Below are 26,756 nucleotides of genomic sequence, written 5' to 3'. Positions count from 1 at the left end.
GCCTGACTTCGCGCGCCGCTCGGCATCGACCCGAGGGGAGTGGAAAGCCCCGGGCTGCGGAACCACGCAGCCGGGCATGGCGCACTCGCCGAAACCCGCAAGACATGCAGGTTTCTTCACGCCTCGGGCTGCAGCTCAGAACCGATAACCCACGCCAATCAACGGGCCGGAGAGCTCCAGCTCATAGGGCACGCCCTGGCTCTCTCGTTCGAAGTAGAGGTGCCGGTAGCCGCCGCTGGCCGACCAACTTTCGTTGATGCGCCAGGTGAGCGAGGCGGTGGCCTGCCAGGTTCTGTCCGATGCCTGGTCGATAGCGAAGCCACCGCCATCGGCCCAGAGCATGGCACGCCAGCGCTCGCCGAGATTTGCGCTGACGCGCAGGGCCAGCAAGGGGTCGAGCCAGGTGTCGCTGATGTTGGTGTCGTTGTCCGCGCGGCCAACGCCTTGAAGGGTCACGTCGACTTCGCTCGACATCATGCGCAGGCCTGCTCCCGCATCGACGGCGAAGCGGTCGCTCTCGTATAGGCTGTAAAGCCCATAGCCGGCTAGCGAGGCCAATCGTGTCCGTGTGTCGATGGAGGAGAACACGCGTCCGACAGGCGTTCGCTCGTGGAAGGACAGGTCGAGATAAAAGAGGTCGCCGACCAGCGACCACGGCCCCCGACGGGCGTATATCCCTGCCATGACGCCGGCATCGAGTGCGTCGAGGGCATCCCTCGCGCTGAGCGTGGACTCGGCCGTTCCGAAGCGCGTATCGACGCGGGTCGTGGTCTGCGGAAACCACATGTAGGTCGAGGCGTCGACTTGCCAGCTGCCCTCCTCCGCCATCGCTGGCAGAGCGCAAAGCACTATTCCGGCGCACAAGCAAAACAGACCCTGGACAGCTTTCATCGGGGCGTTCCTATTCTTCAAACGAATCACCGGGGTTCCTGAGCGAGGGCGCTCGCATCAGGCGAAGCGCGCCGCCAGGCGGATGCTCGTCGTTACCACGCGCTGGTAGAGCGCCGGCAACAGGCGCAGCGTGATCTCGACCACTCGGGCGTCCGCGCCGATGAGGATTCGTCGACGGTCGCGCCGCACACCGCGAAGGATGACCTGGGCGGCTTTCTCAGGTGTCGTGCGCAGCATCTGCTCGTTGAACAACTTGCGTGTCGCGCCGGTGCTGTGACCGGTGATGCTCGCCATGCTGTCGTTCATTCGGGCGCGGTTTCCGATGTCGGTCTTGATCCCGCCCGGATGCACGCAGCTCACCGATACCCCGCAGCCTTCCAGATCCAGCTCCTGGCGCAGGGACTCGGTAAAGCCGCGCACGGCGAACTTGGTGGCGTTGTATGCACTCATACCGGGCTGGGCGAACAAGCCGAAGATGCTGGAGATGTTCACCACATGCCCATCGCCCGACGCCTTGAGGTGCGGCAGGAACGCCTTGGTGCCATGCACCACGCCCCAGAAGTTGATGTTGGTGATCCACTCGTACTCGTCGTAACCGCTGCCTTCGACGGTTCCCGCATGGGCGACGCCGGCATTGTTGAAGATCAGGTTCACACGGCCATGCTGCCCGACCACCCTTTCGGCCCAGGCATGCACCTGGGAGCGTTCGGCGACATCGACCACCTCGGTTGAAACGCAGATGTTGTCGAAACGCGAGGCCAGCACGTTGCGGGTTTCCTCGAGCCCCGCCGCGTTGACGTCGGACAGCGCGAGGTGACAGCCGTGCGCGGCCAGCTCGTACGCCAGCGCGCGGCCGATCCCCGATCCTGCCCCGGTGATCGCGGCAACCTTGTTCTTGAATGACTTCATGTAAGCGGTTCCAGAATGAACGACTGGGTAAGTCCCGGAGCCCTGCCGTGCCGAGCCCGGTGTGGTTTCGAGCTAGAGGGTTTCGCAAGCGGCGTTGTTCGGCGCCGAGCACTTGGCCAGGATCCAGTCGGCCACCTCGCTGGCACGCAGGTTCCAGCCCACCTCGCCGAGCAGCCAGTGCCCCTGGGCCTGGTACTCGCGGTAGTCCAGCTGGCTGCCGTACCAGCGCGCCATGCGGCGACTCACCGAGCGGGGGATGATCCTGTCCTTGCCGCCCGCCAGGGCCAGCATCGGGCAGGTGATCGACTCCCTCTTCACCCGATTCGAGTGCGACGGGTTCAAGCGTCCAAAGCCGACCTCGTAGGCCACCCGGCCGGACTCGGCGATCAGCAGGGAATACAGGGTATCGCGTTCGGCTGGCGCTACCCGGTTGAACACGAGGTAGTTCGCCTCCCAGGGCGAGAGCCGGAAGGTTCCGCGCCAGAGCGCCCATTTGCTGAAGTGACGGATGAGCCCGGGCAACATCGACGGCCGCAGCGGAAATACCTGCCCGGGCGCTGCACTGTTGATCATGACCAGGCCGGCAACATCCGTCTGTTGCGCCACCCGTTGCCCGATGAGCCCGCCCAGCGAATGGCCGACCAGAACCGGCCGCGGCAGGCGCATCGCAAGCGAGGCCACGGCATCGACGTAGTGCTGGATCGACTTGCCCCGCAGCAGGCTATCCGAGACATAGGCGTCGTGACCGGGGAGTTCGATGGCGTGGCAGTTGTACCCAAGCCGCTGGAAGAACGACAGCCATTGGGCCCAGACGGTGGGGCGGGACCACATTCCGTGGATGAAAACGATATCGGGCTTCACGCTCATGGGGACTACCAGAAAGTCGATCGGACAATGGCGTCCCCTGTGCCCCAAGTACATGCGGGGGCACAGGGGAAGGCGTTACCTGTGACGGGTGCGAGCGGGCGCTAGGCGCTCTTGAATTCCAGGGCGGCGTCTTCGACCGGCTCGCCCAGCAGCAGCCGCTGATCTCGCTCGAAGTCATGCAGGACGCGCCACGGCGAGCTGCGACCCTGGCGCGGCAGGGTCGACTCGCCGCGTCTGATGTAGCCCGACTGCAACGAGCCGAGGACGGTTTCCTGCTCCTGCATTTCCCCCGCCGGAGCCCTGGGCGTGACCACTCCGAGGTTGCGCGCGCGCATGTAGTTGAGCAGGCGACAGAGATAGCTCGCCGTCATGTCAGCCTTGAGCGTCCAGGGCGCATTGGTGTAGCCGAAGACGAAGCCCATGTTCGGCACGTCCTGCAGCAGCGAGCCCTTGTAGGTCATCAGCTTGTTCAGCGCTCGCGGCTCGCCGTCCACCAGCAGGTCCATGCCGCCGCAGGTCTTCAAGTTCAGCCCGGTGGCGGTGACGATGATGTCGGCCTGCAGGTCCTGGCCCGAGCGGAGCTTGATGCCGTTCTCGGTGAAGGACTCGATGGTGTCCGTGACCACGGAGGCCCTGCCTTCGCGCAGCGCCTTGAACAGGTCGGCATCCGGCACGGCGCAGATGCGCTCATCCCAGGGCTGGTACTTCGGCGTGAAGTGGCGCATGTCGAAGTCCTTGCCCAACTGCTTGCGCACGCCGGACAGCAGCCACGAGCGGGCAAGATCGGGCCAGCGTTTCGAGGCCTTGTAGATGAAGCGCTGCAGGACGATGTTGCGCTTGCGCGCCAGGCCGTAAACCAGGGCGTTCGGCAGGAAGCGCCGCAAAACGGCCGAAAGCTTGTCATAGCCCGGAACGGAGAAGATGTAGCTGGGAGAACGCTGCAGCATGGTGACGTGCGCGGCGCTGTTGGCCATCGCCGGTACCAGGGTCACGGCGGTCGCCCCACTGCCGATCACCACGACACGCTTGCCGCTGTAGTCCAGCCCTTCCGGCCAGTGCTGCGGATGGACGCGCTGGCCCTGGAAGCGCTCTTCGCCCGGGAAGCTGGGCAGGAAGCCCTGATCGTAGTCGTAGTAGCCCGTGCAACTCACCAGGTAGTTGCAGCTGAACTCGACGAGCGCACCGCTCTCCTCCTCGCGACATTCGACCGACCAGCGCTGCCGCTCGCTGGACCAGGACGCCCGGGTCGTCTTCAGGCCGAAGCGAACCTTCTGGTCGATGCCATGCTCGCGGGCGGTATCGGTGATGTAGCGACGAATCGAAGGGCCATCGGCGAGCACCTTCAGCTCGTTCCACGGGCGGAAGGCGTAACCGAAGCTGAACATGTCGGAATCGGAGCGAATGCCGGGGTAGCGGAACAGGTCCCACGTCCCGCCGATCGCCTTGCGCCGTTCGATGATGGCGATCCGCGCGTGAGGCATCTCCTTCGCCATCCGGCAGGCCGTGCCTATGCCCGATAGTCCTGCGCCGATGATCAAGACGTCAAAGTGCTGATGCATGGGGTACTTCCCGCTCTTATTGCTGTTGTGAGCGGGAGTATCTCTTCATGGCTCAAGCAATATTTGACATCACGCGCCAACAACACGGCAGGGTGCGCCAAGGCCTGATGAGGTCGTGCATTTAATCTTCGTAGGAGCGAGCTTGCTCGCGAACGGCATGGCACGAATGCCGAACCCGTAGGGCGAATAACCCCGAAGGGGTTATCCGCCGTTTTCGGGCCAGACGGCGCATAACCGCGAACGCGGTTATGCGCCCTACGAGGAGATCGGTGCGGGGATTTTCGCGGATGAGATCCGCTCCGCGCATCAGTCTGCGGCGTCCAGATCCTCATTCACCAGTTCCAGGAAAGTCGCCACCATCCGCCGCGTGCTCTGTTCGCGCAGGCACACCAGCGTTTCGCTCATGCGCCAGTCGCAGTCGACTATCGGCAAGGCGTGCACGCGGCTGTCGGCGCCGAATTCGGCGGAGGACACCACGCCCACGCCAATGCCCGCCACCACCGCCTCGCGCGACGCCTCGCGGCCTTCCACCTCGATGGCCGGGCGAATGTTCAGGCCGGCGCGCTGCATTTCCGCTTCGAGCATCTGGCGGGTCACCGAGCCCTGTTCGCGCAGGACCAGCGGGGCGTCGTCGAGGTCGGCGAGGCGGATGGATTCGCGTGCGGCCCAGGGGTGATTGCGCGAGACGAAAACCACTATCGGGTCGCTGCGCAACGTGATCGACAGCAGGCGCTCGTCGCTCGGTGGGCGGCCGAGCAGCGCCAGGTCGGCCTGGTAGTCGAACAGGCGCTGCAGGCATTCGTCGGTGTTGCCGGTTTCGATGCGCACGCGGATGCCCGGGTAGCGCTGGCAGAAGCGCGCGACCTGCGGCAGCACGTGCACCGGGGCATCCACCGCCAGGGTCAGGCTGCCGGTCTGCAGGCTGCTGGAGGACTCCAGCAATTCCTGCGCTTCGGCCTCGACGACGAACAGCCGCTGAGTCACCGCCAGCAGCCGCTCGCCCAGTTCGGTGAGGCGCACCGAGCGCTTGTTGCGGTGGAACAGCAGCACGCCGTAGCGCTCTTCCAGCTTGCGCACCTGGTCGGACACCGCCGGCTGGGTGAGGAACAGGCGCTCGGCGGCGCGGGTGAAGCTGCCGTGCACCGCGACGGCGTGGAAAGCCTTGAGCTGCGAATGGGAAACCTGCATGGCGCGGACCGGGTCGAGGGCGTGGCTGACGACTATTCCATCGGCCCGCATGACTTACAAGTCAGACTTATTTTTAAAATCTGATAAATCGATTTCATTTATTTATTCGAAATTGCTTCCATCTGTTTCACCGCGCCGCCACCCTTGGCCGCGGACCTCACCTTCGTCCACTCCTGACCCGCGCCCCCATGGGACGGCGCGTCCATCACAACAATAAAAAATCAACGACTGACTGCCGGCACATACCCACAACAACAGAGGTCAGAGCATGTCCCATACCCCCGGCACGGCCGCCGCGCGGCCGAAGTCCAGCCTGCAACGCTGGCGCGTGCAGATTTTCGCGATCACCTGGCTCGCCTATGCGGCCTTCTACTTCACCCGCAAGGCCTTCTCCGTTGCCAAGCTCGGCATCGCCGACGACAGCAGCTTCGAGCTGGACAAGGCGGTGATGGCCGACCTCGACGCCATCTACCTCGCCGCCTACGCCGTGGGCCAGTTCACCTGGGGTGTCTTTGCCGACCGCTACGGCCCGCGCGTGGTGGTGTTCGGCGGCCTGTTGATCTCCGCCCTCGCCGCCCTGGTCATGGGCAGCTTCGCCACGCTCCCGGTGTTCGCCACCTGCATGGTGGTCCAGGGCCTGGCGCAGTCCACCGGCTGGTCGGGGCTATGCAAGAACGTCGGCAGCTTCTTCGCCCAGCATGAACGCGGCCGTGTGCTCGGCTTGTGGAGCACCTGCTATGCCTTCGGCGGGCTGGTCGCCTCGCCCTTCGCCGGCTGGTGGGCCTACAGCGTGTTCGGCACCTGGCATGCGGCCTTCTTCTCCACTGCCGCGGTGGTCGGCGCGGTCGCCCTGCTGTTCCTCCTGCTGCAACGCAACAGCCCGGAGGAAGTAGGACTGGAGCCGGTCAATGCGCCGGAACAGGCACCCGAGGCGGTGCGCTACGCGGGCTTCCATCCCGAAGGCCAGAACCCCAGTTCCTGGCACACCCTGAAGATGATCCTGCGCAACCGCACCGTGCTGACCCTGGGCCTCGCGTACTTCCTGCTCAAGCCCGCGCGCTACGCGATCCTGCTGTGGGGCCCTGTGATCGTCTACGAAAAAATGCCCGGCCTGGGCAAGGTGGGCGCCTCCATCCTGCCGAGCGCCTTCGAGGTCGCCGGGCTGCTCGGCCCGATCCTCATCGGCATCGCCTCGGACAAGCTGTTCGGCGCCCGGCGCATGCCCGCCTGCGTGTTCAGCCTGCTCGGCCTGACCGTATGCCTCGCGCTGTTCGTCCCGGCGATGCAGACCGGCAGCAGCCTGATGGTGCTGGCCCTGCTGTTCATGATGGGCCTGACCCTCTACGGGCCGGACTCGATGATCAGCGGCGCCGCCGCCATCGACTTCGGCACCGACAAGGCTGCCGCCACCGCGGCGGGCTTCGTCAACGGCTGCGGCTCGGTGGGCGCCATCCTCGGCGGCCTGCTGCCCGGCTATTTCGACACCTACAGCGTGTTCATCGGCTTCACCGTCACCGCGATGATCGCCGCCGCCGTGCTGCTGCCCTTCTGGAACAGCCGCCCGCAAGGCAGCCTGCAGCAGAACGCACCGCGCATGAACGCACCGCTGCAGGGCAAACCGTTGCGCTCCTGAATCCCGGCGCAGGGACGCGCCCATCCGCTTGCCCTCACCTGCCGGCTGAGGGATGGGCGAGGCTGCTGCAAGGCTGCCTCGCTCCTTTTTTGTCGGATTCGCGGTTGTTTCGCCGAATCGCTCAAATGATAATGCGTCGCATTTGATTTCGTTCGATAAGGATGCCGCGTGAGTTCGTCCCACCTCGATACGGTCTTCCTCGCCCAGCGCACCCCGCTTCTGCGCACCCTGGCAAGGATGGTCAACAACCCCAGCATTGCCGAAGAACTGGTCCAGGAAACCTACCTGCGCGTCGCCCGTACCCTGGGCCAGCGCCCGATCGAGCACCTCGAGCCCTTCCTCTTCCAGACCGGCCGCAACCTCGCCCTCGACCACCTGCGCCACCTGCGCATGCAGGCGCGCACCCTGCTCGACGACGTGCCGGTGGACGTACTGCAAGCGGTGCCTTCGGGCGAGCCCTCCGCCGAGGATGGCCTGCACGCCGGGCAGCTGCTGGAACGCCTCGGCTCCGCTTTGCAGCGCCTGAGCCCTCGCCAGCAGCGCATCTTCGTCCTCAGCCGGCTGCACGGCTGCGGCTACGCGGAGATCGCCGAGGAGCTGGGCGTCTCGCCGAGCACCGTGCAGAAGGAGCTGAAGCTGATCATGGCCATCTGCATCGACGTGCTGGACCGCCTCGACAAGCAGGCCTAACGCGCATCCGTCATTCGCATTTTTTACGCCTTCGCCCGGGCTCGTTCGTTCCGTCAGAAGCCAATACAAATGATTCGCATTTAATGCCGACTGGAAAGAGAGCCACGATGTCCCACTTCCGCCCTTCCGCCCTGCAACGCCTGCGCACGCCCACGGGGTTGTCGCTGCTGGCCCTGTCCATCGCCTTCGCCGCCCTCCCCGCCGCGACTGCGCAAGCCGCCGAACCCAGCAGCCAGGCCCAGGCCGGCTACCGCTTCGCCATCGAGCGCCAGCCGCTGACCGACGCGCTCAATGCCTTCAGCGCGGTGACCGGCTGGCAGGTCGGCCTGCCGGCGGAACTGGCCGCCGGTGCGAACTCCCCCGGCGTGAGCGGCCGCCTCTCCGCCGACCAGGCGCTCAGGCGCCTGCTCGCCGGCAGCGGCCTGGATTACCGCCAGGTCGACGAACGCAACGTGATGCTGTTCAAGGCGCCCGACGCACGCGTCGTCGAACTGCAACCGCAGACCGTCACCGCCACGCGCCAGGCGCAGGACGTCGGCGACGTGCCAAGCACTGTCAGCGTCTACGGCCGCACCCAGCTCGACCGCAACAACGTCAACAGCATCAAGGACCTGGTCCGCGACGAGCCGGGCGTCTCGGTGGGCGGCACCGGCCAGCGCGCCGGCATCACCGGCTACAACATCCGCGGCATCGACGGCGACCGCGTGCTGACGCAGATCGACGGCGTGGAGATTCCCGGCTCCTTCTTCAACGGCCCTTACGCGCAGACCGAGCGCAACTACGTCGACCCGGAAATCGTCAAGCGCGTGGAAATCCTTCGCGGCCCGGCCTCGGCGCTCTACGGCAGCAACGCCATCGGCGGCGCGGTGAGCTACTTCACCCTCGACCCGGACGACATCATCAAGGAAGGCAAGGACGTCGGCGCGCGCCTGAAGACCGGCTACAGCTCCGCCGACGACAGCTGGCTGACCTCCGCCACCGTCGCCGGCCGCCACGACGACTTCGACGGCCTGCTGCACCTCAGCCAGCGCAATGGCCACGAGACCGAGTCCTACGGCAGCACCGGCGGCACCGGCCTGAGCCGCACCGAAGCCAACCCCGAAGACGTGCGCACCACCAACGTCCTGGCCAAGCTCGGCTGGAACTACGACGCCGGCGCGCGCTTCGGCCTGACCTACGAGCACTACAAGGACGATGCCGACACCGACCAGAAGAGCGCCTACGGCGGCCCCTACAGCAACGGCCAGCCGGTGATGCCGGCCAGCGTGCTGCCCGGCGGCATGTACCAGTGGCGCACCGGCAACGACACCATCACCCGCGAGCGCTTCGGCCTGGACCACCAGTTCCTCGTCGACAGCGCCCTGGCCGACCACGCCAAGTGGAGCTTCAACTACCAGACGGCGAAGACCGACCAGAGCACCGAGGAGTTCTACTACCCGGTCACCCGCAAGGTCCTGCGCACCCGCGACACCCTGTACAAGGAGCGCCAGTGGGTCTTCGACCTGCAGCTCGACAAGGCCTTCGAGGTCGGCGACACCGACCACCTGCTGACCTATGGCAGCACCCTCAAGCGGCAGAAGGTCACCGGCTTCCGCGAAGGCAGCGGCACCTGCCTCGCGGTCGGTCGCGGCTGCACCGCCATCGGCGCGCCGAGCGCCAGCGACACCTTGGCGCGCAGCAGCGACTTCCCCGACCCGACTATCGATACCTACGGCCTCTTCGCCCAGGACGAGATCCACTGGAACGCCTGGACCTTCCTGCCGGGCCTGCGCTACGACTACACCCGCCTGAAGCCGCACGTCACCCAGGAGTTCCTCAACACCGCCGACCAGAGCGGCGACGGCGCCGTCAGCAGCGAAGACAAGACCTGGCACCAGCTCTCGCCCAAGCTCGGCGTGACCTACGCAATCGACGACAACTACCTGTGGTACGGGCAGTACGCCGAGGGCTTCCGCACGCCGACCGCCAAGGCGCTGTATGGCCGCTTCGAGAACAGCACCACCGGCTACCGCGTGGAGCCCAACCCGAACCTCGACCCCGAGCGCAGCCAGAGCTACGAGACCGGCCTGCGCGGCAACTTCGACGTGGGCAACTTCGACGTCTCGGTGTTCTACAACAAGTACCGCGACTTCATTAACGAAGACGCCATCACCGCCGGCTACGACGAGCTGACCTTCCAGAGCAACAACATCAAGCACGCGACCATCAAGGGCGTGGAGCTCAAGGGCCGCCTGGAACTCGCCCCGTTCGGCGCGCCAAACGGCCTCTACACCAAGGGCTCGGTGGCTTATGCCTACGGCCGCAACAACGACACCGGCGAGCCGATCAACAGCGTCAACCCGCTGACCGGCGTGTTCGGCCTCGGCTACGACGCGCCCAGCCAACTCTACGGCGGCCTGCTGAACTGGACCCTGGTCAAGCGCAAGGACCGCGTCGACGACAGCAACTTCTACGCCCCCGACGGCACCAGCAGCCAGTTCAAGACACCGGGATTCGGCATCCTCGAGCTGACCGGCTACTACAAGCTGACCGACGACCTGACCCTGAACGCCGGCGTCTACAACCTGACCGACAAGAAGTACTGGCTGTGGGATGACGTGCGCGGCTACGACAGCGTCGGCGAAGCCGCCGTGCTCGCCCCGGCCAACCTCGACCGCCTGACCCAGCCGGGCCGCAACTTCGCGGTGAACCTCGTGTGGGACATCTGACCGCCAATCCACGCCCTAGAGGAGCGGATCTCATCCGCGATGCATCCCTGCGCGGATGTTTCGCGGACAAGGTCCGCTCCTACGAATTACCTGACACCTGAGGAATCGACTCCATGACCAACCTGAACACCCCCGCCCTGCGCTCGCAGCGCCTGAACCAGGCCACCCACGCGCCCCACGAACGCCTCGACCGGGCCGTGAAGGCCCACGACCCGTTTGCCAGCCGCGAGCACTTCACGCCCTTCGTGGTCGCCCAGTACCTGTTCCAGTCGGAACTGCAGGCGCTCTACCAGGACGCCGAACTGGCGGCGATCTTCCCTGACCTCGCCGAACGCTGCCGCGCCCGCCAGGCGCTGGCCGACCTCGCCGACCTGGGGGCGCCCGTCCCGGCGCCGGTGCCAGGCGCGGTGCAGCAACCGAGTCTCGGCGAGGCCCTGGGCTGGCTGTTCGTCTCCGAAGGCTCCAAGCTCGGCGCCGCCTTCCTGATCAAGCGCGTCGCCGTCCTGGGGCTGAGCGAAAGCTTCGGCGCCCGCCATCTCGGTGAACCGGCCGGCGGGCGCGCCGAGGGCTGGAAGCACTTCACCCGCACCCTCGACACCCTGTCGCTGAGCGCCGAAGAAGAGGCCGCCGCCGAAGCCGGTGCGTTGGCCGCCTTCGAGCGCTTTGCCACGCTGCTGCAGCACAGCTATGCCATCGCGGCTCGCGCCTAAGGTCGCGATTGACGCGCATCCCGGCAGAAGCCAGGATGCGCCTGTCGTTTTTCCCGCCATCGCCGAAGCGCCCATGCCGTCCCGTTCGCGCACCGTCCGCCTGCTCTATGCAGCGCTCGCCTATACCAGCCTCGGCGTCGGTCTGGTTGGCCTGGTGGTGCCCGGTCTGCCGACCACCGAATTCGTCCTGCTCGCCGCCTGGGCCGCGGCCAAGAGTTCGCCGCGCCTGAGCGCCTGGCTGGACAACCACCGGCTGTTCGGCCCGATGCTCGCCAACTGGCGCAACGGCCGCTCGATCAACCGCCGCGCCAAGATCAGCGCCAGCGTGGCGATGCTCGTGGCGCTGGCGATCATGCTCGCCACCCTGCCCCACGGTTACTGGCTGTACGCGGTCGTACTGGGCATGGCGATCGGCAACCTGTGGATCTGGTCGCGGCCGGATAGCACCCTGACAGCAGAGAACAGCCGCGACGCCGACGACGCATAACCGCGAACGGTTACGCCACGTGCCCTCCGGGCTTATGCTGGAAACCTGTATCCCCCTTTCAGGTTTCCGCCATGACTACCACCAGCAAGGTCGACCAGCTCCTCGCCGAGGCACAGAAGCGCCGCGAGAGCAGCTACCGGGAAAAAGCGCTGAAGATGTACCCGTGGATCTGCGGCCGCTGCGGCCGCGAGTTCTCCGGCAAGCGCCTGAGCGAACTGACCGTGCACCACCGCGACCACAACCACGACAACAATCCCGAAGACGGCTCGAACTGGGAGCTGCTGTGCCTGTACTGCCACGACAACGAGCACCAGCGTCAGGTCGATGCGCACTACCAGGGCAACGACGCCGGCCGCGACAAGGGGCCGAAGGTCACGCACAAGGGGTTGGCAGGGTTGGCGGAGTTGCTGGCGAAAAAAGAATGATCGCCCCCTCCGTCGTTCCCGTGTACGCGGGAATCCAATGAACAGCCCTACGTGTTGCACCTTACGCATCCTGTAGGAGCGGGCCATGCCCGCGATTCGCGAACAAAGACCAGAAAGAACAAGGCCCGATCAGCGGGCCTTTTCGTTACACGCGGAACTGCCCCATCAACCCCTGCTGATGGTTGGCCAATTCGTTCAGCGACTGGCTGATCTGCGCCGATTCCTGCGCCTGGCCGGACAGCGATTCAGTCACATCGCGGATGCCCGCCACGTTGCGGTTGATCTCCTCGGCCACCGCGCTCTGTTCCTCGGCGGCGCTGGCGATCTGCAGGTTCATGTCGTTGATCACGCCCACCGCATCGCCGATGCGTTGCAGCGCGGCGACCGCCTGCTCGACCTGGCTGACGCTGCCCTGCGCCAGCTGGTGGCTGCTGTGCATCGCGCCGACCACTTCGCGGGTGCCATTCTGCAGGCCTTCGATGACCTGGCGGATTTCTTCCACCGAATCCTGGGTGCGCTTGGCGAGGTTGCGGACCTCGTCGGCGACCACCGCGAAACCGCGACCGGCCTCGCCAGCACGGGCCGCTTCGATGGCCGCGTTGAGCGCCAGCAGGTTGGTCTGCTCGGCGATCGCACGGATCACTTCCAGCACCGAACCGATCTGCTCGCTGCTCGACGCGAGCCCCTGGACCTGGCTCATCGCCTGGGTCATGTCGGCGGCCAGGCTGTCGATCACCTGGGTGGTCTGCTGGATCACCGACAGGCCATCGCGAGTGGCACCGTCAGCGCCGCGTGCAGCATCGGCGGCCATGGCTGCGCTGTTGGCCACGTCGTGGGCGGTGGCGCTCATTTCCTGGGACGCGGTGGCGACCTGCTCGATCTCGCGGAACTGCTGCTGCATGCCAGCGCTGGTCTGGGTCGACAGTGCGGCGGACTGGTCGGCAGTGGCGCGGGCATCCTGCACCGAGGCCTTCACGTCGCGGATGATCGGTTGCAGCTTGTCGAGGAAGCGGTTGAACCAGCCGGCCAGCTCGCCGAGTTCGTCCTGGCCCTGGTACTTCAGGCGCTGGGTCAGGTCGCCCTCGCCGCTGGCGATATTGCGCAGCATGCCGGCCACGCCGAGGATCGGGCGGGTCACACCACGGGCGGTCAGCCACAGCACCAGCAGGGCTACCAACGCCAGGCCGATACCGAAAGCGGTTTCCCAGAGCGCGCCGCTGGTGTTGCGTTCGTCCAGCTCGCCCTGCAGTTTCAGCGACGGCGCCAGCAGCACCTGGCGCGGCACTTCGAGGATCACGCCCCAGTTCTTCGAATCCGGGATCGCCTGCAGCGGCTCGACCATGCGCAGCTGCTCGTCGCCCATCAGCGCCTTGGTTTCGCCGGAAGCTTGCAGGGCGAGGATCTCGCTGGCGCCGGAGAGGGATTTCTCCAGCGGCAGGCCGAGCAGCTTGGCGTCGTGGCTGTCACCGGCGAGCAGGCCGGCCGGGCTGACGATGCGCACCGAACCCTGGCCGTCGTACAGCTGGCGGCTGCCATCCTGGCTGAGCTGCTGCAGGCGGCTGAGGCTGATGTCGGCACCGACCACGCCCAGTAGCTTGCCGTCCTGGATCAGCGGGAACACCAGGGTGGTCATCAGCACGCGCTGGCCGGAGGCGTCGTCGAAATAGGGGTTGAGTACGCAGGGCTTCTGGCTCTGCTTGGGGCACTGGTACCAGGTATTGAAGGGCGTGCCGTCGAGCATCGGGGTGGTGTCGGCGATCATCGCCTCGGTCACCGCCAGGCTGCTGTCGCCACTGGCCTTCTGCGCCCAGTAGGCACCGAAACGGCCCTTCTCGTTGCTGCCCAGGGCTTCCTGGCCGGCGAAGCGCGCGTCCTGGGCGTCCAGTGCGTCAGGCTCGAAGACCACGTAAAGGCTGAGCAGCGTCGGGTTCGACTTCAGCCCGTCGTGCACCAGTTGCACCAGTTCCTGGCGCAGCACCTGGGGGTCTACGCCATGCTTCGCGCTCTGCGTGCGCAGCTGGCCGACCTGGCGGGTGAACTGGTCGCCGAAGTGGTAGACGTCGGTGAAGAAGCGCTGGATGGTTTCCGCCTGCTGTTCGGCGCGCGCCTGCAGGCGTGCCTGCGCGGCGTCCTCGAGCATGCCCACGTTGGCCGACTTCACCAGTTCCAGGTTGTGGTTCATCCGCAGCAGCGAACTGCCGACCAGCAGCGCCACGGTGCACAACAGGCAGAGCCCGGCCAGCAAGGTGATCTTCCACTGGATGGAGAGGCGTGTCAGAAGCATTGTCGAGGGTCCTTGAGACAAAACGGCGGCATGCGTGGGTTATCGGCCCGACGGCGGTTTTCTGGAGGCCTGTTGCCAGGCATTTTCCGGCTGCATCAACTGGCGATACTGGCCCGGCGTGGAGCCGGTCCACTTGCGGAACGCCTTGTAGAAGGCGCTTGTGTCGGCGAAACCGAGTTCCTCGGCCAGCTCGGCGAAATTGCCCTCGCCGCGGTCGAGCCGGGCGATGGCCAGGTCGCGGCGCAGCTGGTCCTTCAGCGCCTGGTACGAATGCCCTTCCCCGGCCAGCTTGCGGCGCAGCGTCGAGGGCGCCATGAAGAAGTGCCCGGCCAGGGCGTCAAGGTCGGGCCAGCGCTCGCAGCGGATGCTGCGCAGGTACGCCTTGACCCGCGCGGTAAGGCTTTGCGGATCGCGATAGCGCACCAGGATGTTCGCCGGCGCGCCGGCCAGGAAGCGCCGCAGTTCGCGCTCGTCGCGGCGCACCGAGAGCTGCAAAGCCTCGGCGTTGAACAGCAGGCGCGTCTGCCGGCGGCCGAAGCGCAGGTTGTCGCTGAACATCACCCGGTAGTCCTCGATGTACTCCGGCTGCGCGCAGCGCAGGTCGATGGCGAGGATCGGAATGCGTTGCCCCACCAGCCAGCAGGCCAGGCCGTGCAGCATGAGGAACAGGGTGAAATAGCAGAATGCGCGCTGCGGCTCGCCCTCGCCTTCGTCGATCTGGATCGCCGCCACGCCCTCCTGGGTCAGCAGGCGCGGGGTCAGGTCGTCGAAGATCAGGCCGACGAATTCAAGGGCCCGCTGCAGCGCCGCTTCCAGGGCGCCTTCGTGGATCGCCGTGCGCGCCATGAAGTTGAAGCTGCCGGACTTCATGCGCCGGCGGTTCATGGCGAAGAACTCGTCGTCCAGCTGCCGCGCCAGGCGCAACCAGAGCCGCGAGTAGGACTGGATCGAAACGCGCGCGTAGGGCTTGTCGAACAGCTCGGCGGCGATCCCCGCCTGGGCCAGCAGCGCGGACGCGTCGAGGCCCTGGCGCACGGAGTCGGCCAGGGCCTCACGGACCAGACGGATGGAGATGGTGCCCTTTTCTATCGGCATGGCGCCTCGCCGTCAGCCTGTCTTGCCAGCGCGCAACTCCTCGATGCTGATCTCGCGCATGCGGAACTTCTGCACCTTGCCGGTCACCGTCATCGGGAAGTCGTCGCAGAAGCGGAAGTAGCGCGGCACCTTGAAGTGCGCGATGCGCGCCTTGCAGAACGCCCGCAGCTCTTCTTCGACCACGCTATGGCCGGGGTGGAACTTGACCCAGGCCACCAGCTCCTCGCCGTACTTCTCGTCGGGGATGCCGATCACCTGGGCGTCGGCCACCGCGTGGTGGGTATAGAGGAATTCCTCGATCTCGCGCGGATAGATGTTCTCGCCGCCGCGAATGATCATGTCCTTGTTGCGCCCGACGATGCGCACGTTGCCGGCGTCGTCCATCACCGCCAGGTCGCCGGTGAGCATCCAGCGCGCCGGGCTGACCGCTTCCATGGTCGCCTGCGGGTTGTTCCAGTAGCCCAGCATCACGCTGTAACCGCGGGTGCACAGCTCGCCGATGGTGCCACGCGGGACGATGCGGCCGTCGCCGTCGATGATCTTGCTCTCCAGGTGCGGCTGGGTGCGACCCACGGTGGTGACGCGGATCTCCAGCTCGTCTTCCGGGCCGGTCTGCAGCGATACCGGGCTGGTCTCGGTCATGCCGTAGGCGATCTGCACCTCGGCCATGTGCATCTCGCCGATCACCCGGCGCATCACTTCGATCGGGCAGGTGGCGCCGGCCATGATGCCGGTGCGCAGGCTGGACAGGTCGAATTCGTCGCGGCGCGGGTGGTCAAGCTCGGCGATGAACATGGTCGGCACGCCGTAGAGCGCCGTGGCGCGCTCCTCGGCCACGGCCTGCAGGGTCGCCTCGGGTTCGAAGTTGGGCGACGGGTAGATCATGGTCGAGCCGTGGGTCAGGCAGCCGAGGTTGCCCATGACCATGCCGAAGCAGTGGTACAGCGGCACCGGGATCACCAGGCGGTCGTGCTCGGTGAGGCCGATGCTCTCGCCGACCATGAAACCGTTGTTGAGGATGTTGTAGTGACTGAGGGTCACGCCCTTGGGGAAGCCGGTGGTGCCGGAGGTGTACTGGATGTTGATCGGCTCGTCGAACTGCAGCAGCGCCTCGCGCTCGGCCAGCTCCTCAGTGCTTACGCCGGCGCCTATGGCTTCCAGCTGGTCCCAGCGCAGGAAGCCGGCCGGCGCCTGACTGGCCAGGCTGACCACGCCGCGCAGTTCCGGCAGGCGCGCGCTGGATAGCTCGCCAGGGCGGCAGTCGGCCATTTCCGGCAGCAGCTCAGCGAGCATGCCGTGGTAGTCGGAGGTCTTGAAGGCGTCGGCGCAGATCAGCCAGCTGCAGCCGGACTGCTTGAGCGCGTATTCCAGCTCGTTGGTGCGGTACGCCGGGTTGATGTTGACCAGCACGGCGCCGACCTTGGCGCTGGCGAACTGGGTGATGCACCACTGCGCGCAGTTCGGCGCCCAGATGCCCACGCGGTCACCCTGGCGCAGGCCGAGGGCGAGGAAGGCACGGGCGATGGCGTTCACCGTATCGGCCAGCTGGGCCCAGGTGTAGCGCAGGTTCTGGTGCCGCACGACCAGGGCCTCGCGATTGGCGAAGCGGCTGACCGTGGCGTCGAAGGCAGCGCCTATGGTCATGGCCAGCAGCGGTTTGTCCTGGCGGCCACGGGTGTAGCTGGGGTGGTTCATAGCGATCCCTTGGTTGTGCTTGTTCTGGGACAGTGCTCGGGGCCGGGCCCACGGCGATGGGCGTGACCGGCCGGTCGGCGGCTTTCGGTGATGTTTACGTTAACGTAAAGGTAAACGCAACCCTGACCTTCTGCCTCCGTTTCATCCAGCATAGACCTTCAAGTTTCGCGCCATGAATTAGAAATCCTTTTTATTTCATATACTTATAATTGCATTCGTGCTGCCGACGAACGGTCCGCCTGTCACAGTTCGCGACAAGCGGACGCGGTTTCCACGCTTGCCGACAGCGGCGCGCCGCCGGGCGCCTGGCAGCGTCGCAGCCCGTCTCAAAGTGATACACGCAGTAGCGTACGTAAGCCGTTGAAATTCCATCGGCCGGCGTGTCGCATACAGGTGCGAAGGTGTCGGCCATGGATTAGAATTTCCAGGAAATTACCTACACGGACGTAGCCCCTTTTCCTTACGTGAAATCCACGCCATGAACACACGTCGATCGATACTCGGCCTGATCCTCACCTGTTCCGCTGCCCTCTCCCTGCCTGCCCTCGCCGCCAGCAAACACGAAGCCACCCCCGGCACCCTGGTGCTGGCCTCCGGCAGCGCCCTGGTGGTCGACCTGGACTCGGACAAGGTGATCTATTCCAGCAAGCCCGACGTGGTCCGTCCGATCGCCTCGGTGACCAAGCTGATGACCGCCATGGTGGTGCTCGACGCCAAGCTGCCGATGAGCGAGCCGATCGACGTCAACATCTCGGAAACCGCTGAAATGAAGGGCGTGTTCTCGCGCGTCCACATCGGCAGCATCATCGACCGCAAGCAGATGCTGCAGCTGGCCCTGATGTCCTCCGAGAACCGCGCCGCCGCGAGCCTGGCGCACCACTACCCAGGTGGCAGCGTGGCCTTCGTCAAGGCGATGAACGCCAAGGCCAAGTCGCTGGGCATGTTGCACACCCACTACGTCGAGCCGACCGGCCTGTCGCCGCAGAACGTCTCCAACGCCCATGACCTGATCCGCCTGGTCAAGGCCGCGTACCAGTACCCAGCCATCCGCGAACTGAGCACCACTGCCACCAAGGACGCGCGCTTCAGCCATCCGGGCTATTCGCTGAGCTTCTTCAACACCAACCCGCTGGTGCGCGCCGGCAAATGGGATATCCGCCTGACCAAGACCGGCTTCACCAACGACGCCGGCCATTGCCTGGTGATGGTCACCGTGATGAACGGCCGTCCGGTCGCCCTGGCGCTGCTCGATGCCTTCGGCAAGCGCACCCACGTTGCGGACGCCGCGCGTATCCGCCGCTGGGTGGAAACCGGCCAGGCCTCGCCGGTGCCTGCCGTCGCCCTGCACTACAAGAGCTCCAAGGGTCAGGGCATGCAAGCCGCCGAATGATCCCCGGCGAACGGCGGGCCTGGGCCCGCCGTTCGCGCCTCTCCTCCGACTCCCGCTTCATTCCCCGCTCGAAAACCTGCCGTATCTGCCGCCCGTCTTGACGGATTCGCCATTTAAATTACGCACATCATGCCTTGTTTAAATTACATGCGTAATTTAACTTGAAACCTCCGGCAGCGCCGCTTTCGCGCTGCCCAATCGGAGGCTTCCCCATGCAAGACCTGACCCGCGACGACAAGATCGCCGCCTGGAACGCCCAGGCCGCGGCCATTCGCGCACGCCTGGCGCCGTCGGGTGTAATCCCCACTACCGATCTGCGCGCCCGGACCCCGGAAGCCTTCTTCCAGGGCATCAATGACGGCGAGCTGCCGCCCCCGCCGATGAACGAGCTGATCGGCTTCCTCGCGGTGGAATGGGCGCCGGGCCGCTTCGTCTTCCAGGGCACGCCCGAGCGCAAGCACTACAACCCCATGGGCACGGTGCACGGCGGCTACTCGGCGACCCTGCTCGACTCGTGCATGGGCTGCGCCATCCATACCCGGCTGGAACCCGGCCTGGGCTACACCACCACCGACCTGCGCATCAGCTACATCCGCCCGATGACGCAGGACACCGGGCCGATCCGTGCCGAGGGCACGGTGATCCACATCGGCCGCAGCACGGCCCTGGCCGAAGGCCGGCTCTACGACGTCGACGGCAAGCTCTACGCCACCGGCTCCACCACCTGCCTGATCCTCGGCCGCTAAACAGGCCCGCCTTTACTGGAGAACTCCATGACTTCCGTCGTCATCGCTGGCTATGCCCGCTCGCCCTTCCACTTCGCCAAGAAAGGCGGCCTGATCGACGTCCGCCCGGACGACCTCGCCGCGCAGACGGTCAAGGGGCTGGTGCAGCGCCTGGACCTGGACCCGGCGCGCATCGAGGACCTGATCATCGGCTGCGCCTATCCCGAGGCCGAACAGGGCATGAACCTCGGGCGCATCGTCGGCTTCCTCGCCGGCCTGCCGGAAAGCGTCGCCGGCGCCACGGTGAACCGCTTCTGCGGCTCGTCCATGACCTCGGTGCACTTCGCCGCCGGGCAAATCCAGCTCGGCGCCGGCGAGGCATTTCTGTGCGCGGGCGTGGAGTCCATGACCCGCGTGCCCATGGGCGGCTTCAACATCTCGCCCAACCCGCGCCTGCTGAACGAGTTCCCGCAGGCCTACATGCCGATGGGGCAAACCGCGGAGATCGTCGCCCAACGCTACGGCATCTCCCGCGAAGACCAGGAAGCCATGGCTGTGCGCTCGCATGCAAAAGCTGCCCGTGCCCGCGAACTGGGCCTGCTCGCACCCGAGATCGTCGCCATCGACACCCCCAATGGCCGCATCGAGGAAGACGGCTGCATCCGCCCCGGCACCAACGCGGAAGCACTGGCACAACTGAAGCCAGCCTTCGGCGGCAGCGTCACCGCCGGCACCGCCTCGCCGCTCACCGATGGCGCGGCTGCAGTGCTGGTGTGCAGCGAGGATTTCGCCCGCAGCCACGGCCTCGACATCCTGGCGCGCATCAAGGCCATCTCGGTGGTCGGCTGCCCGCCGGAAATCATGGGCATGGGCCCGCTCTACGCCACGCGCAAGCTGCTCGACCGTGCCGGCCTGAGCATGGCCGACATCGACCTGGTGGAAATCAACGAAGCCTTCGCCAGCCAGGCCCTGGCCTGCCTGCGCGAACTGGATCTGGACGAGGACCGGGTCAACCTGCACGGCGGCGCCATGGCCATCGGTCACCCGCTGGGCGCCACCGGCGCACGCATCACCGGCAAGGCAGCGGCGCTGCTGAAGGAAACCGGCGGCCGCTACGCCATCGCCACCCAATGCATCGGCGGCGGCCAGGGCGTGGCGACCCTGCTCGAAGCGGTACGCAACTGATCTGACGGCCTGTCACAGCTGTTTCGGGGGCCCTAGCGGCCCCCTTTTTTGTGCCCGGTAGGAGCGGATCTTATCCGCGAAAAAACCACGCCGATGTCCACCTGTAGGAGCGCGCCATCCGCGCGATTCGCGGCCATGGGCCGCTCCTACAGGGAGACACCGTGCCATTCAGTTCGCGAGAAAGCTCGCTCCTACAGTCGAATGCCGCGCCTCCCCCTATTGCAATTATTCCGCCATCGATTTGTGCGTATGACGCAAAAGCACCTATCACTTCCCGTGATAATCAAAATTCTCTCGTTCGATTAGCGACTTAGAGCCCTCGCCAGCAGACTCCGCCCATTAAAACCAAAATTGCCGGAGCCTTCCCATGGAGCGTCCACTCAACACCTTGCGTATCCCCCTCGCGCTGGCCGCCGTGCTGGTGCTCAGCGCCTGCGGCAAGGCGCAGGACACCGCCCAGTCGATGCCCGCGCCGAAAGTCAGCGTGGCCGAAGTCATCGAACAACCGATCAACGAATGGGATGAGTTCACCGGCCGCCTGGAGGCTCCGGAGTCCGTCGAACTGCGTCCGCGCGTTTCCGGCTACATCGACAAGGTGACCTTCCGCGAAGGTGCCCTGGTGAAGAAAGGCGACCTGCTGTTCCAGATCGACCCGCGCCCCTTCCAGGCCGAAGTGCATCGCCTTGAGGCCCAGCTGCAACAGGCCAAGGCCAACCAGGTTCGCACCGCCAACGAAGCCTCGCGCGGTGACCGCCTGCGCGCCACCAACGCGATTTCCGCCGAACTGGCCGACGCCCGCAGCGCCGCTGCCACCGAAGCCCGCGCGCAGGTCGCAGCGACCCAGGCCGAGCTGGACAACGCCCGCCTGAACCTGTCGTTCACCCAGATCACCGCGCCCATCGACGGCCGCGTCTCGCGCGCCGACGTCACCGCCGGCAACCTGGTCAACACCGGCGAAACCCTGCTCACCACCCTGGTCTCCACCGACAAGGTGTACGCCTACTTCGACGCCGACGAACGTGTCTACCTGAAGTACATGAAGCTGGCCCGCTCCGGCGGCCCCAACGCCCGCGGCGCGAGCCCGGTGTACCTCGGCCTGACCGGCGAGGACGGCTTCCCGCACCTGGGCCAGCTGGACTTCCTGGACAACCAGGTCAACCCGGCGACCGGCACCATCCGCGGCCGCGCGGTGTTCGACAACAAGGAAGGCCTGTACACCCCCGGCCTCTATGCACGGCTGAAACTGGTCGGCTCCGGCACCTACCCGGCGGCGCTGATCAAGGACGAAGCGGTCGGCACGGACCTGGGCAAGAAGTTCGTCCTGGTGGTCGGCGCCGACAGCAAGGTCGCCTACCGCAGCATCGAGCTCGGGCCGAAACTGGAAGGCCTGCGCATCGTCCGCAGCGGCCTGGCCAAGGGCGACCGCATCGTCGTCAACGGCCTGCAACGCGTACGCCCCGGCGCCCAGGTGGAAGCCCAGGGCGTGCCCATGGCCAGCCCCGATACGCTAGCCGCCCTGGCCAGCCAACTGCAGGCGGTGGAAGCCGCCAACCCGCAGAAGGTTGCCGAGCAGTCGCCGAGCAAGCCCAGCCGTATCTGACGGCAATGCGCCCCTGACGGGGCTCCACGAGAACGCAGTACCCGGCCCTGGCCCCATCCAGGGCCACGGGTGACCTTTGTCCAGGGTTTCGCGCCGCAAGCGCATCAGGAACGAACCATGAACTTCTCGCAATTCTTCGTGCAGCGGCCGATCTTCGCCGCCGTGCTCTCGCTGATCATCCTGATCGGCGGGGCCATCTCGCTGTTCCAGCTGCCGATCAGCGAATACCCGGAAGTGGTACCGCCCACCGTGGTGGTGCGCGCCAACTTCCCCGGCGCCAACCCCAAGGTGATTGGCGAAACCGTCGCCGCGCCGCTGGAGCAGGCCATCACCGGCGTCGAGAACATGCTCTACATGTCCTCGCAGTCCACCGCCGACGGCAAGCTGACCCTGACCATCACCTTCGCCCTGGGCACCAACCTGGACAACGCCCAGGTGCAGGTGCAGAACCGCGTAACGCGCACCGAGCCCAAGCTGCCGGAAGAGGTCACGCACATCGGCATTACCGTCGACAAGGCTTCGCCCGACCTGACCATGGTCGTGCACCTGACCTCGCCGGATAAGCGCTACGACATGCTCTACCTGTCCAACTACGCCATCCTCAACATCAAGGACGAGCTGGCGCGCCTGGACGGCGTGGGCGACGTGCAGCTGTTCGGCATGGGCGACTACTCGCTGCGCGTGTGGCTCGACCCGAACAAGGTGGCCGTGCGCAACCTGACCGCCACCGACGTGGTCAATGCCATCCGCGAGCAGAACCGGCAGGTGGCCGCCGGTGCCCTGGGCGCACCGCCCTCCCCGAGCGCGACCAGCTTCCAGCTGTCGATCAACACCCAGGGTCGCCTGGTCACCGAGGAAGAGTTCGAGAACATCATCATCCGCAGCGGCCCCAACGGCGAGATCACCCGCCTGAAGGACATCGCCCGCGTCGAACTCGGCTCCAGCCAGTACGCCCTGCGTTCCATGCTGGACAACCAGCCGGCCGTGGCCATCCCGATCTTCCAACGTCCCGGCTCCAACGCCATCGCCATCTCCAACGAGGTGCGCGCGAAGATGGCCGAACTGAAGAAGACCTTCCCGCAGGGCGTGGACTACTCCATCGTCTATGACCCGACTATCTTCGTCCGCGGCTCCATCGAGGCGGTGGTGCACACCCTGTTCGAAGCGCTGATCCTGGTGGTGCTGGTGGTCGTGCTGTTCCTGCAGACCTGGCGCGCCTCGATCATCCCGCTGGCCGCCGTGCCGGTGTCGCTGATCGGCACCTTCGCAGTGATGCACGCCTTCGGCTTCTCGCTCAACGCGCTGTCGCTGTTCGGCCTGGTGCTGGCGATCGGCATCGTGGTGGACGACGCCATCGTGGTGGTGGAGAACGTCGAGCGGAACATCAGCCTCGGCCTCACGCCGGTCGAAGCGACCAAGCGCGCCATGAAGGAAGTGACCGGGCCGATCATCGCCACCGCGCTCGTGCTCTGCGCCGTGTTCGTACCGACCGCTTTCATCTCCGGCCTCACCGGGCAGTTCTACCGCCAGTTCGCGCTGACCATCGCGATCTCCACGGTGATCTCGGCGTTCAACTCCCTGACCCTGTCGCCGGCGCTCTCGGCCGTGCTGCTGAAAGGGCACCACGAGCCGAAGGACCGCTTCTCGGTCTTGCTCGACAAGCTGCTCGGCAGCTGGCTGTTCCGCCCGTTCAACCGCTTCTTCGACCGCGCCAGCCATGGCTACGTCGGCACCGTCACCCGCGTGCTGCGCGGCAGCTCCATCGCCTTGCTGATCTATGGCGGCCTGATCGCGCTGACCTGGCTGGGCTTCTCCAGCACCCCGACCGGCTTCGTGCCGCAGCAGGACAAGCAGTACCTGGTCGCCTTCGCCCAACTGCCCGACGCCGCCACCCTCGATCGCACCGAGGAAGTGATGAAGCGCATGTCGGACATCGCCGGCAAGCACCCGGGCATCGAGCACACCGTGTCCTTCCCCGGCCTGTCGATCAACGGCTTCACCAACAGCCCGAACAGCGGCATCGTCTTCACCCCGCTGAAGGACTTCGACCAGCGCAAGGGCCCGGGCATGTCGGCCAACGAGATCGCCGCCGAACTGAACAAGCAGTTCGCCGACATCCAGGACGCCTACATCGCCATCTTCCCGCCGCCGCCGGTACAGGGGCTGGGGACCATCGGCGGCTTCCGCGTGCAGGTCGAGGACCGTGGCGGGCTGGGCTACGAGGAGCTGTACAAGCAGGTGCAGAACGTCCTCGCCAAGGCCCGTGCGACGCCCGAGCTGAACCCCATGTCGGTGTTCACCAGCTACCAGGTGAACGTGCCGCAGGTGGATGCCGCCATCGACCGTGAAAAGGCCAAGACCCACGGCGTGGCCATCAGCGACATCTTCGACACCCTGCAGGTGTACCTGGGTTCGCTGTACGCCAACGACTTCAACCGCTTCGGCCGCACCTACCAGGTCAACGTCCAGGCCGACCAGCAATTCCGCCTGGAGCCCGAGCAGATCGGCCAGCTGAAGGTGCGCAACAACCGTGGCGAGATGGTTCCGCTGGCGACCTTCATCAAGGTCAGCGACACCTCCGGCCCGGATCGGGTGATGCACTACAACGGCTTCATCACCGCCGAGATCAACGGCGCGGCAGCCCCCGGCTACAGCTCCGGCCAGGCCGAGGCGGCGATGGAGAAACTGCTGAAGCAGGAACTGCCCAACGGCATGACCTACGAGTGGACCGACCTGACCTACCAGCAGATCCTCGCCGGCAACTCCGCGATCTACGTGTTCCCGCTCTGCGTGCTGCTCGCCTTCCTGGTGCTGGCCGCGCTGTACGAGAGCTGGGGGCTGCCGCTGGCGGTGATCCTGATCGTGCCCATGACGCTGCTGTCGGCCATCGGCGGGGTGATCCTCTCCGGCGGCGACAACAACATCTTCACCCAGATCGGCCTGATCGTACTGGTGGGCCTGGCGTGCAAGAACGCGATCCTCATCGTCGAGTTCGCCAAAGACAAACAGGAAGAAGGCATGGACCGCGTCAGCGCCGTACTGGAAGCCTGCCGCCTGCGCCTGCGGCCGATCCTGATGACCTCCATCGCCTTCATCATGGGCGTGGTGCCGCTGGTCCTGTCCTCCGGCGCCGGTGCCGAAATGCGCCATGCCATGGGTGTCGCGGTGTTCTCCGGGATGCTCGGCGTGACCTTCTTCGGCCTGCTGCTGACGCCGGTGTTCTACGTGCTCATCCGTCGCTTCATGGAAGCCCGCGAAGCGAAGAAACAGCAACGCGCCACCCTGAACCACGAGGCTAGCCACGCATGAAATTGAAAGTCTTCGCCCCGGCGCTGCTGGCCCTGAGCCTCAGCGCCTGCATGGTCGGCCCCGACTACAAGCAGCCGGACACCGCGCCGGCGCAACTCGACACCAGCGGCGCCAACCTCGACCGCGGCCGCTTCGAGGACGCCTGGTGGAAGCAGTTCGACGACCCGGTGCTGTCGCAACTGGTCGAGCAGGCCATGAAGGACAACCGCGAGCTGCGCGTGGCCTACGACCGCGTGCTGGCATCGCGGGCGATCCGCGACGACGTCGCCAACGATCGCTACCCGACCGTGACCAGCCGCGCCTCCTCGCAGATCGGCAAGGGCCAGGTGCCCGGCGAGACCGAAGACCGGGTCAACCAGGAGCGCTACGACCTGGGCCTCGACATGATCTGGGAAGTCGACCTGTTCGGCCGCGTGCGCCGCGAGCTGCAATCGGCCGACGCCACCAGTCAGGCGATCCAGGCCGACCTGCAGCAGTTGCAGGTCAGCCTGATCGCCGAGCTGGCCGACGCTTACGGCCAACTGCGTGGCGCTCAGCTGCGCGATGGCATCGCCCGCGACAACCTGAAGAACCAGCGCGAGTCGCGCGACCTGACCATTCAGCTGCGCGACAACGGCGTCGGCAACGAACTGGACGTACAGCGCGCCGAAGCCCGCCTGGCCGCCACCGAAGCCACGCTGCCGCAACTGCAGGCCGAGGAAGTGCGCCAGCGCAACCGCATCGCCACCCTCCTCGGCCAGCGCCCGGACCAGCTCTCGGTGGACCTCTCGCCGAAGCAGCTGCCGGCCATCGCCAAGGCCCTGCCGATCGGCGACCCGAGCGAGCTGCTGCGCCGTCGCCCTGACGTCAGCGCCGCCGAACGCCGCCTGGCCGCCGCCACCGCCGATGTCGGCGTGGCCACGGCGGACCTGTTCCCGAAAGTCAGCCTCGGCGGCTTCCTCGGCTACACCGCCGGACGCGGTTCGCAGATCGGCTCCTCGGCGGCCAGCGCCTGGGGCGTGGCCCCGAGCATCACCTGGGCCGCGTTCGACCTGGGCAGCGTGCGGGCGCGCCTTCGCGCCTCCAAGGCCGACGCCGACGCCGCGCTTGCGACCTACGAACAGCAGGTGCTGCTGGCCCTGGAAGAGTCCTCCAACGCCTTCAGCGACTACGGCAAGCGCCAGCAGCGCATGCTGGTCCTGGTGCGCCAGTCCGAAGCCAGCCGCAAGGCGGCGGAGCTGGCCGGCGTGCAGTACCGCGAAGGGACCCTGGACTTCCTCAATCTGCTCGACGCCGAGCGTGAGCAACTGGCCGCCGAAGACGCCCAGGCGCTCGCCGAAGTCGACGTCTACCGCGGCATTGTCGCGATCTACAAGGCGCTGGGCGGCGGCTGGCAGCCCCAGGCCTGATTGGTTTTTCCGGCCACT

At 66.2% G+C, this 26,756-nt stretch carries 19 protein-coding genes and 2 pseudogenes; 12 read left to right on the top strand and 9 right to left on the bottom strand.

The window, feature by feature from the left end; genetic code table 11:
* Positions 1–135: 135 nt before the first annotated feature.
* The 5 genes from ACA097_RS24905 to ACA097_RS24885 all read right to left on the bottom strand — a co-directional run bounded on the left by ACA097_RS24905 (position 136) and on the right by ACA097_RS24885 (position 5,414).
* Complete coding sequence (locus ACA097_RS24905) at positions 136–891, bottom strand: hypothetical protein (protein ID WP_371366640.1); 756 nt, start codon at positions 889–891, stop codon at positions 136–138.
* A gap of 57 nt (positions 892–948) precedes the next feature.
* The gene (locus ACA097_RS24900) at positions 949–1,800 is read right to left on the bottom strand and encodes an SDR family NAD(P)-dependent oxidoreductase (protein ID WP_371366638.1); all 852 of its coding nucleotides are present in this window, start codon (positions 1,798–1,800) and stop codon (positions 949–951) included.
* A gap of 72 nt (positions 1,801–1,872) precedes the next feature.
* Positions 1,873–2,667, bottom strand: a complete 795-nt coding sequence (locus ACA097_RS24895) for an alpha/beta hydrolase (protein ID WP_371366636.1) — start codon at positions 2,665–2,667, stop codon at positions 1,873–1,875.
* Positions 2,668–2,768: 101 nt separating this feature from the next.
* Complete coding sequence (locus ACA097_RS24890) at positions 2,769–4,226, bottom strand: flavin-containing monooxygenase (protein WP_371366634.1); 1,458 nt, start codon at positions 4,224–4,226, stop codon at positions 2,769–2,771.
* A 306-nt stretch (positions 4,227–4,532) separates the two neighbouring features.
* The gene (locus ACA097_RS24885) at positions 4,533–5,414 is read right to left on the bottom strand and encodes a LysR substrate-binding domain-containing protein (protein ID WP_371370572.1); all 882 of its coding nucleotides are present in this window, start codon (positions 5,412–5,414) and stop codon (positions 4,533–4,535) included.
* 268 nt (positions 5,415–5,682) lie between these two features.
* On the opposite strand from ACA097_RS24885, the gene ACA097_RS24880 reads away from it, so the two are divergent.
* The 6 genes from ACA097_RS24880 to ACA097_RS24855 all read left to right on the top strand — a co-directional run bounded on the left by ACA097_RS24880 (position 5,683) and on the right by ACA097_RS24855 (position 12,067).
* A complete protein-coding gene (locus ACA097_RS24880) occupies positions 5,683–7,047 on the top strand; it encodes an MFS transporter (RefSeq protein WP_371366632.1) in 1,365 nt (454 codons plus the stop codon).
* A gap of 168 nt (positions 7,048–7,215) precedes the next feature.
* Positions 7,216–7,737, top strand: a complete 522-nt coding sequence (locus tag ACA097_RS24875; RefSeq protein ID WP_371366629.1) for an RNA polymerase sigma factor — start codon at positions 7,216–7,218, stop codon at positions 7,735–7,737.
* 107 nt (positions 7,738–7,844) lie between these two features.
* Positions 7,845–10,445: a TonB-dependent receptor gene (locus tag ACA097_RS24870; RefSeq protein ID WP_371366627.1), complete on the top strand. Its 2,601-nt coding sequence runs from the start codon at positions 7,845–7,847 to the stop codon at positions 10,443–10,445.
* Positions 10,446–10,558: 113 nt separating this feature from the next.
* Positions 10,559–11,155, top strand: a complete 597-nt coding sequence (locus ACA097_RS24865) for a biliverdin-producing heme oxygenase (RefSeq protein WP_371366625.1) — start codon at positions 10,559–10,561, stop codon at positions 11,153–11,155.
* Between the two features lie 73 nt (positions 11,156–11,228).
* Positions 11,229–11,642, top strand: coding sequence for a YbaN family protein (locus ACA097_RS24860; protein WP_043253087.1), 414 nt, complete (start codon positions 11,229–11,231; stop codon positions 11,640–11,642).
* Between the two features lie 71 nt (positions 11,643–11,713).
* Positions 11,714–12,067: a YajD family HNH nuclease gene (locus ACA097_RS24855; RefSeq protein WP_043253088.1), complete on the top strand. Its 354-nt coding sequence runs from the start codon at positions 11,714–11,716 to the stop codon at positions 12,065–12,067.
* A 145-nt stretch (positions 12,068–12,212) separates the two neighbouring features.
* On the opposite strand, the pseudogene ACA097_RS24850 reads toward ACA097_RS24855, so the two are convergent.
* The 4 genes and pseudogenes from ACA097_RS24850 to ACA097_RS24835 all read right to left on the bottom strand — a co-directional run.
* Positions 12,213–12,728, bottom strand: a pseudogene (locus ACA097_RS24850) (methyl-accepting chemotaxis protein); the annotation flags it as partial.
* A gap of 342 nt (positions 12,729–13,070) precedes the next feature.
* A pseudogene (locus ACA097_RS24845) lies at positions 13,071–14,207 on the bottom strand (HAMP domain-containing protein); the annotation flags it as partial.
* A gap of 183 nt (positions 14,208–14,390) precedes the next feature.
* Positions 14,391–15,446 carry an AraC family transcriptional regulator gene (locus tag ACA097_RS24840; protein ID WP_160287475.1) on the bottom strand — a complete coding sequence of 352 codons (1,056 nt, stop codon included), beginning with the start codon at positions 15,444–15,446 and terminating at the stop codon, positions 14,391–14,393.
* Between the two features lie 12 nt (positions 15,447–15,458).
* The gene (locus ACA097_RS24835) at positions 15,459–17,141 is read right to left on the bottom strand and encodes an AMP-binding protein (RefSeq protein ID WP_371366622.1); all 1,683 of its coding nucleotides are present in this window, start codon (positions 17,139–17,141) and stop codon (positions 15,459–15,461) included.
* Positions 17,142–17,619: 478 nt separating this feature from the next.
* Here ACA097_RS24835 and pbpG point away from each other — a divergent pair, with 478 nt between their 5' ends.
* The 6 genes from pbpG (at position 17,620) to ACA097_RS24805 (ending at position 26,738) form a co-directional block, all read left to right on the top strand.
* The gene (gene pbpG / locus ACA097_RS24830) at positions 17,620–18,531 is read left to right on the top strand and encodes a D-alanyl-D-alanine endopeptidase (protein ID WP_043253094.1); all 912 of its coding nucleotides are present in this window, start codon (positions 17,620–17,622) and stop codon (positions 18,529–18,531) included.
* A 212-nt stretch (positions 18,532–18,743) separates the two neighbouring features.
* Positions 18,744–19,277 (top strand): PaaI family thioesterase, encoded by a 534-nt coding sequence (locus ACA097_RS24825; RefSeq protein ID WP_371366620.1) that lies wholly within the window; start codon positions 18,744–18,746, stop codon positions 19,275–19,277.
* A gap of 27 nt (positions 19,278–19,304) precedes the next feature.
* On the top strand, positions 19,305–20,441 hold the full coding sequence (locus tag ACA097_RS24820) for an acetyl-CoA C-acyltransferase (RefSeq protein WP_371366618.1): 1,137 nt from the start codon (positions 19,305–19,307) through the stop codon (positions 20,439–20,441).
* Between the two features lie 367 nt (positions 20,442–20,808).
* On the top strand, positions 20,809–22,041 hold the full coding sequence (gene mexE / locus ACA097_RS24815) for a multidrug efflux RND transporter periplasmic adaptor subunit MexE (RefSeq protein ID WP_371366616.1): 1,233 nt from the start codon (positions 20,809–20,811) through the stop codon (positions 22,039–22,041).
* Positions 22,042–22,158: 117 nt separating this feature from the next.
* The gene (locus ACA097_RS24810) at positions 22,159–25,350 is read left to right on the top strand and encodes an efflux RND transporter permease subunit (RefSeq protein WP_371366613.1); all 3,192 of its coding nucleotides are present in this window, start codon (positions 22,159–22,161) and stop codon (positions 25,348–25,350) included.
* A complete protein-coding gene (locus tag ACA097_RS24805) occupies positions 25,347–26,738 on the top strand; it encodes an efflux transporter outer membrane subunit (RefSeq protein ID WP_371366611.1) in 1,392 nt (463 codons plus the stop codon). Before ACA097_RS24810 ends, ACA097_RS24805 begins: the two co-directional genes overlap by 4 nt.
* Positions 26,739–26,756 lie beyond the last annotated feature (18 nt).

The organism is Pseudomonas sp. QL9 (genome assembly GCF_041409665.1).
Taxonomy (GTDB): domain Bacteria; phylum Pseudomonadota; class Gammaproteobacteria; order Pseudomonadales; family Pseudomonadaceae; genus Pseudomonas; species Pseudomonas knackmussii.
The sequence above is the reverse complement of the archived record's forward strand: the minus strand, read 5'-3'. Positions and strand labels throughout refer to the sequence as shown.

Bases quoted from the DNA above. Each gene is read 5' to 3' on its own strand.
- ACA097_RS24905 (WP_371366640.1), bottom strand. From the start codon at position 891: ATGAAAGCTGTCCAGGGTCTGTTTTGCTTGTGCGCCGGAATAGTGCTT.
- ACA097_RS24900 (WP_371366638.1), bottom strand. From the start codon at position 1,800: ATGAAGTCATTCAAGAACAAGGTTGCCGCGATCACCGGGGCAGGATCG.
- ACA097_RS24895 (WP_371366636.1), bottom strand. From the start codon at position 2,667: ATGAGCGTGAAGCCCGATATCGTTTTCATCCACGGAATGTGGTCCCGC.
- ACA097_RS24890 (WP_371366634.1), bottom strand. From the start codon at position 4,226: ATGCATCAGCACTTTGACGTCTTGATCATCGGCGCAGGACTATCGGGC.
- ACA097_RS24885 (WP_371370572.1), bottom strand. From the start codon at position 5,414: ATGCAGGTTTCCCATTCGCAGCTCAAGGCTTTCCACGCCGTCGCGGTG.
- ACA097_RS24880 (WP_371366632.1), top strand. From the start codon at position 5,683: ATGTCCCATACCCCCGGCACGGCCGCCGCGCGGCCGAAGTCCAGCCTG.
- ACA097_RS24870 (WP_371366627.1), top strand. From the start codon at position 7,845: ATGTCCCACTTCCGCCCTTCCGCCCTGCAACGCCTGCGCACGCCCACG.
- ACA097_RS24865 (WP_371366625.1), top strand. From the start codon at position 10,559: ATGACCAACCTGAACACCCCCGCCCTGCGCTCGCAGCGCCTGAACCAG.
- ACA097_RS24860 (WP_043253087.1), top strand. From the start codon at position 11,229: ATGCCGTCCCGTTCGCGCACCGTCCGCCTGCTCTATGCAGCGCTCGCC.
- ACA097_RS24855 (WP_043253088.1), top strand. From the start codon at position 11,714: ATGACTACCACCAGCAAGGTCGACCAGCTCCTCGCCGAGGCACAGAAG.
- ACA097_RS24840 (WP_160287475.1), bottom strand. From the start codon at position 15,446: ATGCCGATAGAAAAGGGCACCATCTCCATCCGTCTGGTCCGTGAGGCC.
- ACA097_RS24835 (WP_371366622.1), bottom strand. From the start codon at position 17,141: ATGAACCACCCCAGCTACACCCGTGGCCGCCAGGACAAACCGCTGCTG.
- pbpG (WP_043253094.1), top strand. From the start codon at position 17,620: ATGAACACACGTCGATCGATACTCGGCCTGATCCTCACCTGTTCCGCT.
- ACA097_RS24825 (WP_371366620.1), top strand. From the start codon at position 18,744: ATGCAAGACCTGACCCGCGACGACAAGATCGCCGCCTGGAACGCCCAG.
- ACA097_RS24820 (WP_371366618.1), top strand. From the start codon at position 19,305: ATGACTTCCGTCGTCATCGCTGGCTATGCCCGCTCGCCCTTCCACTTC.
- mexE (WP_371366616.1), top strand. From the start codon at position 20,809: ATGGAGCGTCCACTCAACACCTTGCGTATCCCCCTCGCGCTGGCCGCC.
- ACA097_RS24810 (WP_371366613.1), top strand. From the start codon at position 22,159: ATGAACTTCTCGCAATTCTTCGTGCAGCGGCCGATCTTCGCCGCCGTG.
- ACA097_RS24805 (WP_371366611.1), top strand. From the start codon at position 25,347: ATGAAATTGAAAGTCTTCGCCCCGGCGCTGCTGGCCCTGAGCCTCAGC.